Annotated in this window: 10 protein-coding genes; 6 read left to right on the top strand and 4 right to left on the bottom strand. The window is 38.1% G+C overall.

Annotated features, from left to right (window positions below; all coding sequences use genetic code 11):
• Nucleotides 1-28: 28 nt before the first annotated feature.
• Entirely contained in the window at nucleotides 29-388 is a 360-nt protein-coding gene (locus tag GAB14E_RS11530) for a DUF4870 domain-containing protein (RefSeq protein ID WP_033082383.1), read from the top strand.
• A gap of 68 nt (nucleotides 389-456) precedes the next feature.
• Here GAB14E_RS11530 and msbA read toward each other — a convergent pair whose 3' ends face one another.
• From msbA to GAB14E_RS11550, 4 genes are read right to left on the bottom strand one after another with little or no spacing between them, the layout of a single operon-like run.
• A complete protein-coding gene (gene msbA, locus GAB14E_RS11535; RefSeq protein ID WP_052093679.1) occupies nucleotides 457-2244 on the bottom strand; it encodes a lipid A export permease/ATP-binding protein MsbA in 1788 nt (595 codons plus the stop codon).
• A gap of 5 nt (nucleotides 2245-2249) precedes the next feature.
• Nucleotides 2250-3164, bottom strand: a complete 915-nt coding sequence (locus GAB14E_RS11540) for a lysophospholipid acyltransferase family protein (RefSeq protein ID WP_033082382.1) — start codon at nucleotides 3162-3164, stop codon at nucleotides 2250-2252.
• Nucleotides 3154-3384, bottom strand: coding sequence for an acyl carrier protein (locus GAB14E_RS11545; protein WP_033082381.1), 231 nt, complete (start codon nucleotides 3382-3384; stop codon nucleotides 3154-3156). Before GAB14E_RS11545 ends, GAB14E_RS11540 begins: the two co-directional genes overlap by 11 nt.
• Nucleotides 3384-5213, bottom strand: a complete 1830-nt coding sequence (locus GAB14E_RS11550; protein WP_033082380.1) for an AMP-binding protein — start codon at nucleotides 5211-5213, stop codon at nucleotides 3384-3386. The genes GAB14E_RS11545 and GAB14E_RS11550 overlap by 1 nt, the downstream gene beginning before the upstream one ends.
• A 287-nt stretch (nucleotides 5214-5500) precedes the next feature.
• Here GAB14E_RS11550 and recC point away from each other — a divergent pair, with 287 nt between their 5' ends.
• From recC to GAB14E_RS11575, 5 genes are all read left to right on the top strand, one after another.
• The gene (gene recC / locus GAB14E_RS11555; RefSeq protein ID WP_081967808.1) at nucleotides 5501-9097 is read left to right on the top strand and encodes an exodeoxyribonuclease V subunit gamma; all 3597 of its coding nucleotides are present in this window, start codon (nucleotides 5501-5503) and stop codon (nucleotides 9095-9097) included.
• Nucleotides 9097-13056 (top strand): UvrD-helicase domain-containing protein, encoded by a 3960-nt coding sequence (locus GAB14E_RS11560; protein ID WP_033082378.1) that lies wholly within the window; start codon nucleotides 9097-9099, stop codon nucleotides 13054-13056. Before recC ends, GAB14E_RS11560 begins: the two co-directional genes overlap by 1 nt.
• A gap of 1 nt (nucleotide 13057) precedes the next feature.
• Nucleotides 13058-15079, top strand: a complete 2022-nt coding sequence (gene recD / locus GAB14E_RS11565) for an exodeoxyribonuclease V subunit alpha (protein ID WP_033082377.1) — start codon at nucleotides 13058-13060, stop codon at nucleotides 15077-15079.
• Between the two features lie 246 nt (nucleotides 15080-15325).
• Nucleotides 15326-15895 (top strand): DUF3087 family protein, encoded by a 570-nt coding sequence (locus tag GAB14E_RS11570; protein WP_033082376.1) that lies wholly within the window; start codon nucleotides 15326-15328, stop codon nucleotides 15893-15895.
• A 67-nt stretch (nucleotides 15896-15962) separates the two neighbouring features.
• On the top strand, nucleotides 15963-16349 hold the full coding sequence (locus tag GAB14E_RS11575) for a VOC family protein (RefSeq protein WP_033082375.1): 387 nt from the start codon (nucleotides 15963-15965) through the stop codon (nucleotides 16347-16349).
• The last annotated feature ends 165 nt before the right edge of the window (nucleotides 16350-16514 follow it).

The raw sequence follows: 16514 nt of genomic DNA, 5'->3' as shown, positions 1-16514 counted from the left end.
GCTTGCTATTAGCTATGGAGTGTCTGTTATGCCTAATATTCCCCGTGATTATGACAATGTTTTTGAAAAGAAAATGAGCCTAGCTGAACGATATAAAATGGCAACTCTGGTGGCGGTTATCAGCTATTTCACCTTAATTGGTTGGGTGGTGGCAATGGTTATCTACGATAAACATCAATCATCATTGGCTAGCTTTCACCTGCGTCAATCGTTGGGCCTCATTATCACCGGTGCTATTCTGTCATTAATTCCTTTAGTGGGCTGGATTCTGAATATAGGGGTACTTTTCGCTTGGGCAACAGGACTTTATTGCGCCATAAAAGGCTATGAATATAAGGTACCTTTATTAGGTGATTTTTATCAACAGCATTTAGACTTTATTAAATAACCTTAACGTTTGCCAACAGGAATGTTCCTTAAAATAATAGCCTGTTGGCATTTGAATTAATAGTTAACTTAACTTAAATCTCTAGTGTGCATTGTTCGGTAATAACCTGCTTTAGCAAGCAGTTCTGTATGCGTACCTTGTTCGACCAACTCTCCTTGATTGATCACCACTATTTTATCAACATTTTTGATGCTTGATAACTTATGAGCAATAACCAGTAAGGTTTTGTTTTTACATAAACGAGTAAAGGCTTCTTGAATATGCTGTTCACTATGGTTGTCTAGAGCGGAAGTTGCTTCATCTAATATGATAATGCTAGCATCACGTAAAATTGCACGCGCAATGGCAATTCGCTGTCGTTGCCCTCCCGATAAACTTCGACCATTTTCTCCTACCTGTGTATTCAAACCTAAGGCAAGCTCATTTGCAAAAACTGTCACGTTGGCATCAAATGCTGCTTGCTCAACTTCTTCATTTGATACCTGGCGATTACAGCCAAAACGAATATTATTTGCTAGGGTATCGTCTATTAAAACAATATCTTGTGATACATAAGCAAACTGTGCCCTAAGTGAGGCTAAGTTATATTTTTCAATGGCAATATCATTGATGAAAATACTTTGCGCAGGCGATTGATATAAACGTAATAATAAGCGGGCTAGGGTACTTTTACCGCTGCCAGATTCACCGACAAACGCAACACTTGTACCACCTTTTACCTGAAGCGAAAACTGCTTTAATGCCGGTTGGCTCTTACCTGTATAGGTAAAAGATAAATTCTTAAAGGTGATTGTTGAACATTGTGACAATAATTGCTTTGTGCCACTATCATGTTCTTCTTTTTCATCTAAAAAGCTGAACATACTGTCCGCTGCGGTTAAACCTTTTTGTAAATATTGATTAATATTACTGAGTTGCTTTAAGGGCTTAAGCAATGAACCCATGGCAATTAACACAAGGGTGAATGTGCCAGGACTTAATTGCTGAAGCACTTGTTCATTACTGGCAAGTAGTAGTACCGCAGCAATAGCAAACGAAGCTATAAGTTGAATGACTGGATTACTTATCGCACTTGTCGCTTGCAGTTTCATATTTTGTTGTCGGTTATGGTTATTGATGTCCTCAAATTTATTACTTATTTCACCGCTAGTATTGAGTAATATTATTTCTTGTTGATTTAGAATCGCTTGCTCTGTAGCTTGACTGACATCTGCCATACTGGTTTGTAACTTGCGGCTAATGATTTTAAAGCGCTTCGATACCTTATTAATGATTAACGCAATTATCGGCGCTATCACCAAGAAAATGAGTGTTAATTGCCAACTGTTGTAAAACATCATAGTTAATAAGACTAAGATGATGACAGATTCTCTGATGACCACCACTACAGCACTTGCAAAGGACTGCGATAGTTGCTCGCTATCATAGATTAATTTGGCAATAAGACTGCCACGGCTATTGTTATCAAAAAATGCTCTGGGTAAATATAATAATTTATTAAAAGCTTGTTGCCTTATTTGATAAGTCACCTTGCTACTGACGTAGGCAATTGCGTAATTAGAGGTAAAACTTGTTAAACCCCGTAATAAAAATATACCAATAATTAATAAAGCGCCTAGTTGTAATGTGCTGCTATCTGCTTTACCTAAACCTTGATCAATCAAGGGTTTGACAAAATAAATCATTCCGGCATCAACCAAGCTAAATGAACTTAGTGCTAGTAAGGCAATGCAAATAAGTTTTTTGTGTAGCAGATAATAAGTGATAAGTCGGCGATAAGATATTGTGGTTATATTTGAAGAATTGTTTAAAGAATCGCTTGGTAATTTTTCTAGACTATTTTTATTGTTTATCATGATGATTAGTTTTTCCAACGGTTATATGACCAATACCATTGGCTTGGATATTGTCTGATTATTTTCTCAAAGCGTTGGTAAATTTTTGCCATGACTTGCTCAACAGATTGCTCATTTTTTGGCTCTGACATTTGTTCATCGGATCTTTCATCTTTTAACGTTTCAAAAAACACTTGTACTTGGCCATCGTCTTGATAAACCGCGTAGGCAAGTAATAACGGATTTTTAGTCATCTTGGCGAGTAAAGCTACTCCTGCTGGGGCTTTAGTTTTTTGTCCAAAGAAGCTGACTTCAGTTTGATTGGCGTAAAGATCACAATGCAAAGAAATATAAGCATTGTTGCCCGCCCTTGTTAATAACTCACTAAAGGCATTAGCAGAGTTTTTATTTATGGCGGTAATATTAACGTCGGAATAAAAGTCAATCGCGTCTTCTAAAAAGTCCGGTATGTTAGTTAGGGTTACTGATGGTTTGGCAAATTTAGCCACCGCAAGCGGTACCGCCTCGTAGCAGCCAATATGCATAGTGGCAATACAAGCACCGGTTCCTGATTGCAAAATTTGTAAAGTTTCTTCATCACAAAAAATATCAGGCTCAACTTGTGATAACCAAAATGATTCAGCTAAACCAAATGCACAATTACCATAAGCGTCAAAGGCTAATTGAGTTGCCTCTTTAATACTGAGCTCTGGCATGGCTTTGCTAATATTATTTATGGCACGATTTCTGGTTTTTTTAGCAAAACGTAATATTGTTTTTCCTATCTTAGTTATTATTTTTTTGCGTCGCTCTCTCGTTAGTGTCATTAATGCTCGTACCAATAACTTGATTAAAACACTCGATGTTTTTTGTTTTATTAACGTTAGTTTTGAATGGGTAATAGTTTTGGTTTTCAACTTGCCAGCGTTATCAACTTTCATGGTGCAGCTCAACCCAAGATATAAACTCACCTATTTGTCGTAGGTTAGTAGCAAGTGCCTGCTCAAAGGGTAGTTTCAAGTTGAATTTTTCTTCAAGTTCGAGCATGAGCAACATGAAATCGAATGACTTTAATGTGCCAAGTAAGTTGTCAGTTAAATCTATTAACGGGCAATGAGTCTTTTCTTCAATGAAATGAATGATACTTTGTTGTATTAACATTATATTATCTCCTTATTAGTGCGGCTTATATTTTTTTCGGTCTTTTTTTCGGTATTATTGTAGGTAACAATACCGGTATTGTTACCTGAGTTACTGTCAGCATTGTTGCCACTATGGTTGTCGCTAAGCAGTGCTTTGATATCTACTTTGCCACTGATATTCCGCGGTAAAAGTGGCTGCAGGTTAAACTCATCAGGTACCATATACGCCGCTAAATGTTGTAAGCAATGTTTCCTGAGTTCAGTAATAACTTTTTGGTGAGTCGCTAAGTTTGAATCGGCACTAGCACATGATGTTGAGTGTTTATTGTATTCAATAAAAGCTATGATCTTAGTCTTACCGCTGTCTTCTACCTGTGTAGAAACAACACACCAAGATACATCGGTTGAAAAGCTAACAATGGCAGTCTCAATCTCAGCAGCTTCGACGCGGTAACCAGAGACCTTAAATTGGTGATCATTTCTGCCATGAAAAACAATGTTTTTTTGCTCGTCATAATAAACAATGTCGCCGGTACGGTAGAAACGTGTTGGTGTTTTAACGAACGGACTTTTTAGGATGATAAAAGCTTGTGCTGTTTTCTCTTGGTCTTGGTAATAACCGTCAACAAGTTGATCCCCTGCAAGATATAATTCAGCTAAGGTATTGCGGGTAGTGATCTTCTTATTATCATTTATCAATATGGCCGTTAGCCCTGGTAAAGCTTGACCAATAGGCACGGATGCTGAGGTTATTTGTTGCTTGTTACTTAATTCAAAATAGCTAGCGGTAATTGTGCATTCCGTTGGCCCGTAGAGGTTTATTACTCGACTATTATGGGCACATTTTTGCCACTTTAGCGCTTGGTTGGTGAGAAGCTTTTCACCGCCAAAACAACTCAGTCTTAAGCTAGGTAATTGCTGTGGTTTTAGTAAGCGCATTTTATCCATAAAAGATAAAGCTGAAGCAACGGCTGAAAAAACAGTTAATTGGTGTTTTTGAATAAAGGCCATGGGACAGATAAGTTGTTCACTGGGAATAACATATAGGGCGGCGCCTTTGTGCCAGCAGCTGAACATATCATGTACGGATAAATCAAAAGTTAATTCAAAAAACTGACTGACTTTATCCTTAGCTGTTAATTGTAAGAGTTTATCGAGTCTTTGCAGGTGATTGACAATGTTTTTATGGCTAACGGCAATGCCTTTTGGTGTGCCGGTACTGCCAGAAGTGAATAAGATGTATGCATAAGGGTTTTCAGTTTGTAATTTATCTTTGGATTCAGTTGCTACACATTCAATCTGACTTATATCAGTGCTGCTGACGGCCGTGGGTGTAGGTGAGTTGACTAAGCTTGCACTGGCATGGTCAATTTTGACACACTGATGGTGTTTGTTATGCAATGTCCAACTCGGCGTATTTACACCTAAATAAAGCACAACTAATGGCTGTTTTATCTGCTGCAATAACTCGGTTGGATCTTCATTCTCCGCAACCAGTAGCAGCTTGCTGTTTATTTCAGATAATACCTTGCTATTACGTTTGGCTGGTTGTTTGATATTAAGTGGTACATAAGTATTATTACTCGCAAGAATGGCTAATATACCCGCGTACATTTGCCACTGTCGGCCACCATAAATAGCTACAGGGCACTGTCCATCATTATAATAACGGATGCTTTTAGCCCAATATTGACTTAGTTCATACAAAGCTTGGTAAGTAAACGTTTTAACTTGTGATTTATTGCCTTTTACACTGTCATTGTTTGTGGTGTTAGGTTCAGTATAAAGTGCAATATTATTAGGGAACTTTTGCGCTGATCTTGCAAAGCTTGTTTGATATAAATTCATTTTTTCTTATTTGGCAGCAATGTGATGAAGTTAATATAACCAGTTGCACTATTTTATTCGGTGTTTGTTTTGTCGACAAAATGTCAAAACAATGTGTAGCTTTGTTAAAAAGTGTAATTGACGAAGGGAGGGAAGCCAAAATTCACTTAGATAAACAACTAATTTAACTCGTATTCTTTAACGCCTTATGGTTAAATTTAAAGTAATTTCATTGCCTTTATTCTCACATCATCATGAGCAATTTTTAGCTACTGGCAATCATAGTCATTTATAATTAAGGCACTATCTTGATCCATCTTTATCCTGCCAACAAAATGGAAAATTTGTTGCTCTTGCTCAACAAAATTTCTCAACTTTCTCCCCTAGGTGTATTTAATCAAGAAGTCATCGTGGTACAAAATGCCGGTATGCAGCATTGGCTTAACTTAGCAATAGCTAAAGAACGTGGTATTAGCATGAATATGCGTTACGCGTTACCGGCTCAATTCCTATGGAAGTTAATTAGAACACTAGCTAGCGAAGATAAGGTGCCTGAACAATCACCTTATTCAAGAGAAGTGCTTTGTTGGCGGATTCATGCACTTTTAGCCTTAGATTCAGTTGTTGATGATGATGATTTTAGTCAAGCAACTCACTATTGGCGCGGTGAAGTAGCAAGCGGTGAAAGTGATGAAATAGGTGCACGATCGACTAATACTGAAGATAAACAAGCACAGTTAAAACGTTATCAACTAGCAACACAATTAGCCGATTTATATGAGCAGTATTTAATATTTAGACCACAGTGGTTAGACAATTGGCAACAAGGAAAATTTGAATTGCCGGGTTTGGAGAGTGTCGCCACCAGTGAACATAAATGGCAAGGCAAATTATGGCAGTTGTTAATTGAGCAGTTACCTTATAATCCGGTGGAATTACTCAATGATGCCATAACGAATATTGCTGACAAAAAAGCACTTATTCCGCCACGCATTAGTTTCTTTGGTTTAAATACCATGGCGCCGATGTGGTTAGATTTTATTAATGCCTTGAGTGAACATGTTGAAGTGCACTTCTTTCATCTTAATCCGTGTTTCTCTTATTGGGGAGACATTATTACCGACAAACAAGAAGTGAAAGAAAAACATGCCCTTTATAAACTATCACAATGGTCTAATGGCGTTTCACCCGAGGAATGTGAAGGACAAAGTTTTGTCGGTAATCCGTTATTAGCCAACCTAGGCCAGCAGGGCCGTGAATTTCTGTCAATGTTACAAGAGTACAGTACCATTGATGTTGAATTGTTTGAGCAAGCTAAATCTGCACAGCCTAATGACGACGATCCGGTGGTAAGTGTTTTACATCATCTGCAAAATGATATTCTTGAATTGTCTGATGCAAGACCTCAGAGTGAAGGTGAGGTCGCTAACCCTAAAAAAGCACAGCATGATGATTCAATCGTTATCACCAGTTGTCATAGTGCCCTGCGCGAAGTGCAAGCATTGCATGATTACTTATTACATCAATTTAACGACGATAAAAGTCTAACACCAAAAGATATTTTGGTGATGTGCCCGCAGATAGAAGAATACGCGCCTTATGTAAATGCTGTATTTACGCGAGGTTGGCAAGATATTGCTGGTGAAGTACCACCATTGCCATGCTCAATTGCCGATCGTAGTGCAAAAGATAGCGATCCCCTAGTCGCTGCATTCACTGAATTATTAACATTACCCGATAGTCGATTTGGCGTGTCACAATTATTGGCGTTTCTACGCTTACCAGCCATGGCGAGTAAGTTTGCCATTAACTCAGAAGACTTAGTTAAAATTTCTGCTTGGCTTGAACAAGCAACAGTGCACTGGGGATTAGATTTAACCCATAAACAAACCTTGTTAGGACAACAAGCAAACGCTGCTTTTACTTGGCAACAAGGTTTGTCACGTTTACTGCGTGGTTTTGCTTATGGTGACAGTGAACAAATATATCAAGCGCAATTATTGTTGAGTAATGTTGAAGGTAGTGATGGCGAACTTCTAGGTCAGCTGATGCTCTTCATCGAGCAACTGCAATACTTTAGCGAAAATTTACAACGAGCTCGCAGCGCAAGCCAATGGCAAAGTTTTTTACTTGAACAACTCGAAAACCTATTTAGCCGAATAGATGCTGAGAATGTCAGTAATGAAAACAGTCTCATGGTTATTGAAAAAGCAATTTCGGGCTTAGTAGAACATTGCCACAATGCCAATTTTGACGATGATATCTCACTACTTATTGTTGTTGACTATTTAAGCCAACACTTTAGCCAAGGTGATGCCAGTAAACAATTTATGGTTGGTCAGGTAACTTTCTGCTCTATGTTACCGATGCGCAGTATTCCTTTTAAAGTCATTGCGGTATTGGGGTTAAATGATGGCGAATTCCCTAGGCAACGCCAGCCATTAGGTTTTGATCTTATGTCACTGTCAAAGGCTAAAATAGGAGATAGATCACGCCGTGGTGATGACAGGTACTTATTTCTTGAAGCGATTATTTCTGCACGGCATTCACTGTATCTAAGCTACCAAGGCCGTAATATTAAGAACAATAATGAAAAGCAGCCGTCACTCGTGCTTAAAGAATTGATGGAATATTTAGCGCATGGTTATGGCTGGAGCTTTGTTGTTGATGAAAGTGATAACGAAGACAATAGTGAAAGCCAGCAATCAGCTATATACCAATTAGCCATGCAAGCTTTTAGTGTTAACAATTATCAAGGTAAGTGGCCTAGTTTTGATGGCCACTGGCTAGCACTCGGGCAAAACAGTATTTTGACTGAAGAGGGAGTCGATGCAGCAACACTGACAAATAAATCACCGTTAACAATAGACCACTCTGCAACATCAAATGAGAAAATAGATGAAGTATCCTTAACTTGTCAGCAATTAATACGTTTTTACCAGCACCCATCAAAGGCCTTTGCTCAACAGCAGCTAAATTTATATTTTGAGAATAACAACACCTTATTGGAAGATGTTGAGCCATTTAGTGTTAATCAGTTACAAAGTTACTTATTGAGACAAGACTTACTTAGTGCTGAATTAAATAGTGAGCAGATTGATCCAGTAATAATCCGTGCACATTTGTCAGGAAAATTTCCAGACTTACCAACAACAGCAACTCTGTTTAAGGACTACCAGCAAGATGTTAAGCAATTTAGTGAGGAAATATGCAAACTTAATTGTGATAATCCTGAAATTATAAATTGCAGCCTAGAACTTCAGATAGAAGGCATCAAGGTATCACTGGATACCCAGCTTAGTGTTAAAGGTAATTTATTGGTGCACTATCGTAGCTCAAGCGCTAAAGCAAAAGACAAGTTTACTATGTACTTACAACAACTTGTTGTTCAGGTGTGGCAGCAGCAAGTTATTGCCAATGAAATAAATACCTCTTATACAACAAACAAAGATGAAGACACTATTAAACTGGAACAACTACAGCAGGTGATTGAAACACTTGGTTTATATTTTAATACTAAAACACAAAAAGTAGAGCAGTTTAGCGTGGCAAACATTTTGGATGCTAAATCGAAACTTATTAACCTGCTTAAGTTCTTTTTTAAAGGCCAACAGCAACCTTTACTGTTAAACGGCGAATTAGCAGAGCATGTTTTTACTAAAAAGCGTGGCCAAGTGGTTGAAATGAGCCAAGCACGTTTTGAAAGTTTATGGTCAGGTGATATGAGTACCCGAGGTTTGGCTGATGATGATTACCTAAGTTACTTTTGGCCAGAGTGTCCGCAATATCAGGAACATCAAGCTGATATCGATTTTATTTATCAGGACTTATATCAAGTTGTCGTTAAACAAGCGACTAAAAGATCAACAAAACCCGCAGCGAAAGCAACACAGGAGAAAAAATAATGTCTAAAATTAATACTCCTGAGTTAAATAAAGCACCTAGCGAAATATTAACCCTGAAAAACCTTGATGCGGCTACTATCAAATTAACGGGCAAACACCTGATTGAAGCCAGTGCTGGAACGGGTAAAACCTATAATATCACCCGTATTTATTTACGCTTATTGCTCGAACGTGAGTTAACCGTTGAACAAATATTGTTAATGACCTTTACCAAAGATGCTACCCAAGAGCTTCGAGGGCGTATTGATGTTTTTATTCGCTTAGCGCTGAGTGATTGGCATATCTTGTGTGTAGATGATCCTTTTTTTGCCAAACTTGATGAACGTATTGAAAAAACAAAACGAGAGTTTCTATTAAAGCGCGCATTATTATTTTTAGATGAGGCGGCAATATTTACTATTCATGGCTTTTGTCAGCGGGTATTGAGTCAATATGCTTTTACCAGTGGTTTACCTTTTAATGCCAATATGGCAGCAAACTCTTCTGAGATAACGTTACAAGTGTGCCAAGACTGGTATCGCAGTTTGGCCAAAACTGATGATGATAGTTTTATGTTACTTGCCAGTTTTTGGGCGACGCCTGATAGTTTCTTAAGTAGCTTTAGTAAAGCCATAGGTCATACCAGCAGTTTATCTGTGATTGATGTGGAACATATTGAAGCAGAATTTGTTGCACTGGTACGACTCGCCCTTGAAAACTTAACTAGCAACAGTGATCTCTTTGAAAATGCCTTAATACTAGTGAAAAAGGGCGCTGATCAAGATAAAAGGCGTAGCGAGTTGGCACAACTACAGTCTTGGCTTGAAAACATCATCAGTAAAGAAATATCACTGATGGAAGTTGGTCAGGGTACAGTCAAAATGCCTGATGGTTTTTTTGATGGTAAACGCTATGCACGTTCGACCTATAAAGCTGAATTACTTGCAGCGTTTACGCCAGTAAAAGAAGTGAAAGAGCAAGTTAAGAAAATAGCTAACAAGCTTAATAAAGCTAAAGCTTACGCCATCGTGAAGTCGGGTATCTACCAAATCAGGCAACAAGTGATTGAACAAAAACAAGCGCTTAACTTATTAGATTTTGACGACTTGATAAACACCTTAGCTATTTGTCTTCGCGGTGATAGTCTTCGCGCCGATAGTCCGAGAGAAAGAAGTTCAAAGGACGGCGGTTCAAGTAATGATAGTTTGAGCCAAGATAGTTCAAGTGATGTTAAATCCAAGCTATTAGCACTACAGTTACTTGGTCAATACCCTGTGGCATTAATTGATGAATTTCAAGATACCGATCCTAAGCAATTTGGTATCTTACAATCAATTTATTATGGCGATAACGCTAAACAAGCTAATGCGGGTTTGTTTCTTATTGGCGATCCTAAACAAGCTATTTATGGTTTTCGTGGTGGCGATATCTTTGCCTACTTAAATGCCCGTAACGGTTGTGATTACCACTGGTTAATGGATACTAATTGGCGCTCAACGCCAGAGGTGATTGCCGGTTATAATCAGTTTTTTACTTATAAACGTAATGAGTCAGCTCAGGATAATGATGCTTTGAGCGAAGAGCCTTTGCTTGAAGAACTATTGCCTGACAAAACAAGGAGCCAACAAGGTGAGAGTGTCTTTGGTTTTGGTATTCCTTATTCTCCTGTTTTAGCAGGCAAAAAATCTAAAGAAGCACTATCGGCACAACCTGCTGGCGAGCAGGTTGTTCAAGACAGTGATAAAGCACTGCAATTTATTCATTTTACTCATAAAGAAAATGATGATGACACTAAACCTCAAGGTGACAAAGTCAGCCAAGGTAGTCGTCCTATACTGGCTAACTGGTGTGCCAATGAAATTGTAACCTTGTTGTCCTCAAAAGTGCATACTGGAGAAACATCAAGCATTGGTAAGGTTAAACCAAAAGATATTGCCATTTTGGTACGAGATGGCGCTGAAGCACGCGATATAAAACATGCCTTGCAAAAAGCCGGTCTTGATAGTGTGTTTTTATCGGATAGAGCTAATTTATTTCATTCCGAGCAAGCTAAGCAATTATTGTGTTTACTCAAAGGCGTTTTACTCCCTGAAAATGAACGATTATTTGTTGCGGCCTTATCATGTGGCCTTTTAGGTTTTAATGCTCAAAAACTACACCTTCTACAGCAAGATGAAATAGCTTATCAAACATTGAAGTTCGCTTTTGTAGATTATCGAAGCCAATGGCAACGACAAGGTTTTATCACCATGGCGATTAATTTGATGCATAATTTGCTTGATGTGCCACAAAATAATAAAGACCGTTGTTTAACTAATATTCTGCATTTATTTGAAATATTACAAGCGGCAAGCGTACGATTAAGCCAGGGTCAAGAGCTATTGTATTGGTTTGAACAACAATGCCAGCTAGAAACTAATGATGTTGAAGCTGAGCTACGTTTAGAGAGTGATGGTGACCTTATCCGTTTGATTACGCAGCATGGCTCAAAAGGCATGGAATACCCTTATGTATTTATTCCTTTTGCCACGCGTCATAAAGACCCACTCAAATTTGGTAATAAATCTGTTAGTTATCTTGAATATCACGATAAAAAGGGTGATTTGTGTTTAAGCCTTGATGGCTCAAAAGAAGCTAAAAAAGCGATGAGCAATGAAGCATATGCCGAAAGTATTCGCTTGCTTTATGTGGCGATAACCAGAGCTGAACGTCGATGTTATGTGTTGTGCTGTGCGTTTGATGCTTATCATTTATCGCCATTAGGTAAAACACTGAAAATTCAAGATCAAGAAAGTATTATTAAACCGTTACAAGCACTTAAAGCAAGTGCTGAGCATGCTATAGGGATTCGTGAAGTGGCACTTGATTGCCCCATTGAAAGTGAAGCAGGACCGCTTTTAACCTCACAGCGTAGTAAACAACACATACCACAGTTTGCTGTCAGTAAATTCGTTGGTAAAATAGAACGAGATTGGTGGTTAAGCTCTTTCACCGCGTTAAGTCGTAATATTCGCCATGCCGGCGTGTCTAACCCTGACAGGGATACAGATACTGTCTCTATCGAAAGTAACACCATCGAAGCCAATGCTATTGAAATAGAGGCTTTACAGTCGAGTGAGAAAATCTGCTTTAAATTGGCAAAAGGTGCGCACACAGGTAATTTATTACACGATATTTTAGAGCACACTGATTTTTCTGCACCTGATTGGCAAGAGAGTTTTGAAAAACCAATGTTAGCCTACGGTGATCTCAATGCCACTATTGATACTTCATTCACCGAAGCGGATTTAATTGGCTGGTTAGAAGATGTGCTCCATGCACCATTCATTAGTAAGCACATCACTGATGATACTTCTGATGATGAACCAGCGGCATGTTTGGCCGATCTCGCTAGCAATCAAACTTTACGAGAAAGTGAGTTTTATTTTCCTATGCAAGGTGAGGGCACTAACGCCTTGGCAAATTTGCTAACCGATCACCGAAATAGTGCCAAGCGTAGTAAAACTAACATAGCAAATGGTATGTCAGGCGGCACTTTAACCAGTACTTTAAAATACCCAGTGATGTTACCTAGTTATAAGAAACTGTCCGGTATGATGCATGGTTTTATCGATTTGATTTTTGAGTACCAAGGTAAATATTACCTGTGTGATTACAAATCAAGCCATTTAGGCGATAGCTTTCAAGATTACCAATTTGATGCATTACTCGATAATGTTGAGAAAAATTATTATGACTTACAATATCTTATTTATTCATTAGCATTGCACCGCTATTTAAAACAAACGTTAGTTAATTACGATGTTAAGCAACACTTTGGCGGTGTGTACTATTTATATCTTCGTGGCATGACGACAGAGCCCAACCATAAAGGTGCAGGTGTTTATTATCGTCACATTAGTGAGCAAGAAATTAATAATTTAGATGCTTTGTTTTCCAGTGAGACTATTGCCCAACCACAAATAAATGAAGGGGCTTAACATGGCTGATATGATAGTTTATAAGCACTTTAATCAAGTGAAACAAGTTATCCAAGGTGTTGAAGCTATTGATTATTTCTTTGCTAAAGAAATGAATGCCGCGTTAACGAGTGGCAAAGGTCTCAATGAAGTTGAGCAGTTAAATTTGTATCATTTGTTTTTAGCGTTAAGCGCAAGTTTACGCGCAGGGCATAGTTGTTTGCCATTGAGTGAAATAGCTGAGCAACATTGGGGCAAAGGTTATGTCATAAGTAAAAAAATGCTAAGTGAACAATTTGCAGAAGATGAAGATCAACAACAGCAGTCACTTAGTCATGTTGGCTTTGTATTCGCGCCACTTATACAATTGCAAGCCCTTTTGGCTGAGCTATCTATCCAAGCCGCAGATAAACAACTTCTGGTACTAAGCAGAGATAAGTTATATTTACGTCGCTATTTTCTGTTTGAAAATGAGCTAGAGCATGCCATTACTAAACGTTTAGTACAGCAATGTCACTATAACAATGATCAAATTCAACAATGTATTTCAACACTATTTCCTATTGATCTCTCTCTAGATAAAGAGTCAGCAGAAATTGATTGGCAAAAAGTAGCGGTAGCCAATGCCATTAATAAAAATTTTAGTGTTATTGCTGGCGGACCTGGTACAGGTAAAACTTATACGGTAACAAAGTTGCTAGCGGCACTTCTTATGTTAGAGAAAAATTCAGCAATAAATATTGCCTTGGTTGCCCCTACAGGTAAAGCAGCACAACGTTTATCAGAATCAATTATTAATGCCGTTTCAGGTTTTAAAGACCTAATTGACGAGCGTATACTGGCTGAAATTCCCTCCAATGCACAAACTATTCATCGTTTATTAGGAGTATTGCCAAACTCGCCTAATTTCAGACACCATGAAGACAATCGATTAGCTTATGACGTGGTGCTTATTGATGAAGTTTCTATGGTAGATTTGCCATTAATGTCAAGAATATTCAGAGCTTTAAAAGATAATGCTAAAGTGATCTTATTAGGCGATGCCGATCAATTACCTTCGGTCGCGGCTGGTAGCGTACTCGCTGATATAGCTCCACGTCCTCACGGCGGTTACAGTGAGATTAATGAAAAATACCTAAGCCAAGTCTGCCAGCTTAACAATAATCAGCTTAGTGAGGCTTTTTCAGCTCAGGCACAAGATAGCAATACCGATGCTAATATCGAGAATAAAGTAAATTATTTATCTTTTTTAGTTAAATCTAGGCGTTTTGACGGTAAAGGTGGTATTGGTTTAATAGCTAATAGTGTTATTCAAGGCGATGTTAAATCGAGTTGGCAACTGCTTAGCAATTCACAACACCAAGAGGAGATTAGCCAGTTAACCCTGGCTCAAGGTAGCCTTGCTAATTGGCTAGCACCGCTGGTTAAAAAGTATTACCAACCGATTGAATATTGTTCAACTGTCAGTGACGCCTTTGACTTGTTAAGTCAATTTAGAGTGCTGTGTGCAACTCGGCAAGGTGATCATGGTGTTGAGTCTATTAATGAAGTGATTAAAACTTATTTAGGCAAAAATAACTCACCATTTCAGCAAAATCAGCAAGTGCTTTATCATGGTCAGCCGATCATGATTAATGAAAATGATTACCGACTTGGTTTGTACAACGGCGATATTGGCATAATTTGGCGGGTGTTAGATCAAGCAGGCAAGCCACATCTTATGGCGTGTTTTGAAGACAGCTCAGAAGATTCGTTGCAAAACACTAGGAAGATACTGCCATCACGCTTACCAAAATTTGAAAGTGTCTACGCTATGACCATTCACAAAACCCAAGGCAGTGAGTTCTCTCATGTGGCTATGGTTATTTCTGCAACAGTTGGTGAACCACACCAAGCACAAAGAGGCAGTAAGCTATTATCGCGAGAGTTACTTTATACTGGTATTACTCGGGCGAAAAAGCAGTTGACCATCTCTGCTAATAAAAGTGTTTGGCAACAAGGGGTTAGCGCGCGAGTTAAACGCCATTCGGGCTTAGATTTATAAGGGAATATTGAAAAATGTTAATACCATTTTCATTAAATTATTGACCTCTTGTGCTGGTTAAAATACGCCAAAGCGGTGAAGGCCTTAACCCCAATAGCCAGCTATTGGTCAATCGAGCGTCTTGTTTTGATTTGTTTTTCCTGCGCACAACAAGATCACAAACTTAATGAAACTGGTATAATATAGCCACTTTTACTTTTTAATTATTACTTTACTTAAAAGAATACCCAAGGATCTACTTAGCTCATGCAATTGATTGATATAGACAAAGCACGTTATAGAAAACACTTAAACATAGTGATTGTCGGATTTATTAGCTCATTATTAGTGATGTCACTATTATTTGGCACCATACTTATTAGTTGGTTTTCAAATGTTAGCGAGGTAAATGCGCTAGTAGAAGCCGCAACTGACGTCATTACTGATGGAGTAAAGGCAGAGCCAGAGACAAACTTTAAATATAATTTATTAGGGGTTATCTTGGCGCTACTTGGTAATGCCGCTATTTTGCATAGCATTAAAAACAGTGAGTTTTTTAAGGAAGTTTATTACGTTTGGCAAGTTAAGCAGTTACAAAACTTAGTTTATCGTAAGCTTAAAAAAATTAAACTAGCGGCTAAAGAAGGCGAAGAGAATGCCTTAATCATTTTGTCTTTTTATTATCAAAGCCAAATTCAAATTTATAATCTTGATGACAATACGATTACCTTATCGAGTATTGAGCAACATCTGCAAAAAGTGAATGACATGATTGCGACAAGTCATTTAACAATTGATGCAGCCCAATTTGAAAAAAGTTTGCTAGCGTCGTATTAGTGACATATATAGGACTATACTATTGACCGAGTAAAATAAATCAATAATCTCAATTTAAGAAATAAATATGATTGGTTATATCACCTTAGGTACAAATGATTTTGAAAAAGCTGTCAGTTTTTATGATGAACTTTTTGGCAGTATTGGCGCAGGTCGATTTTTAGAAAGTGAGCAATTTGTTGCTTGGTCAACAGGCATGGAACACGCTGGTTTTTCAATCACTAAACCTTTTAACGGTGAGCCAGCAACCGTTGGTAATGGCACGATGATCGCTATTATGTTGGACTCAAATGAGCAAGTGAAAACCTTTTATAACAAAGCGCTGAGCCTAGGTGCTACTTGCGAAGGAGGTCCAGGGCCACGTAATGAGATGGCTGGCTTTTATGCGGCATACTTCCGCGATTTAGACGGCAATAAACTCAATGCCTTCCATTTGGAAATGCCAGAGAGTTAACGTTTAAAGCAAGGAGCTCTAAGCGATACTGAGCTAAAAGCTAAAAACTTAGACAATAAAAAACCAGCATTCAAAAAAGAGTGCTGGTTTTTTTAATTGGTTCGATTTAAACATTTATTTTAGTTTGTAACTAAACATCAAAAATAAAAGTTAAATCTAAGTAAT

It is taken from the genome of Colwellia psychrerythraea (assembly GCF_000764185.1).
In the GTDB taxonomy this organism is placed as follows: domain Bacteria; phylum Pseudomonadota; class Gammaproteobacteria; order Enterobacterales; family Alteromonadaceae; genus Colwellia; species Colwellia psychrerythraea_B.
Note: the sequence above shows the minus strand (reverse complement) of the source record. Positions and strands in the feature narration are given on the sequence as shown.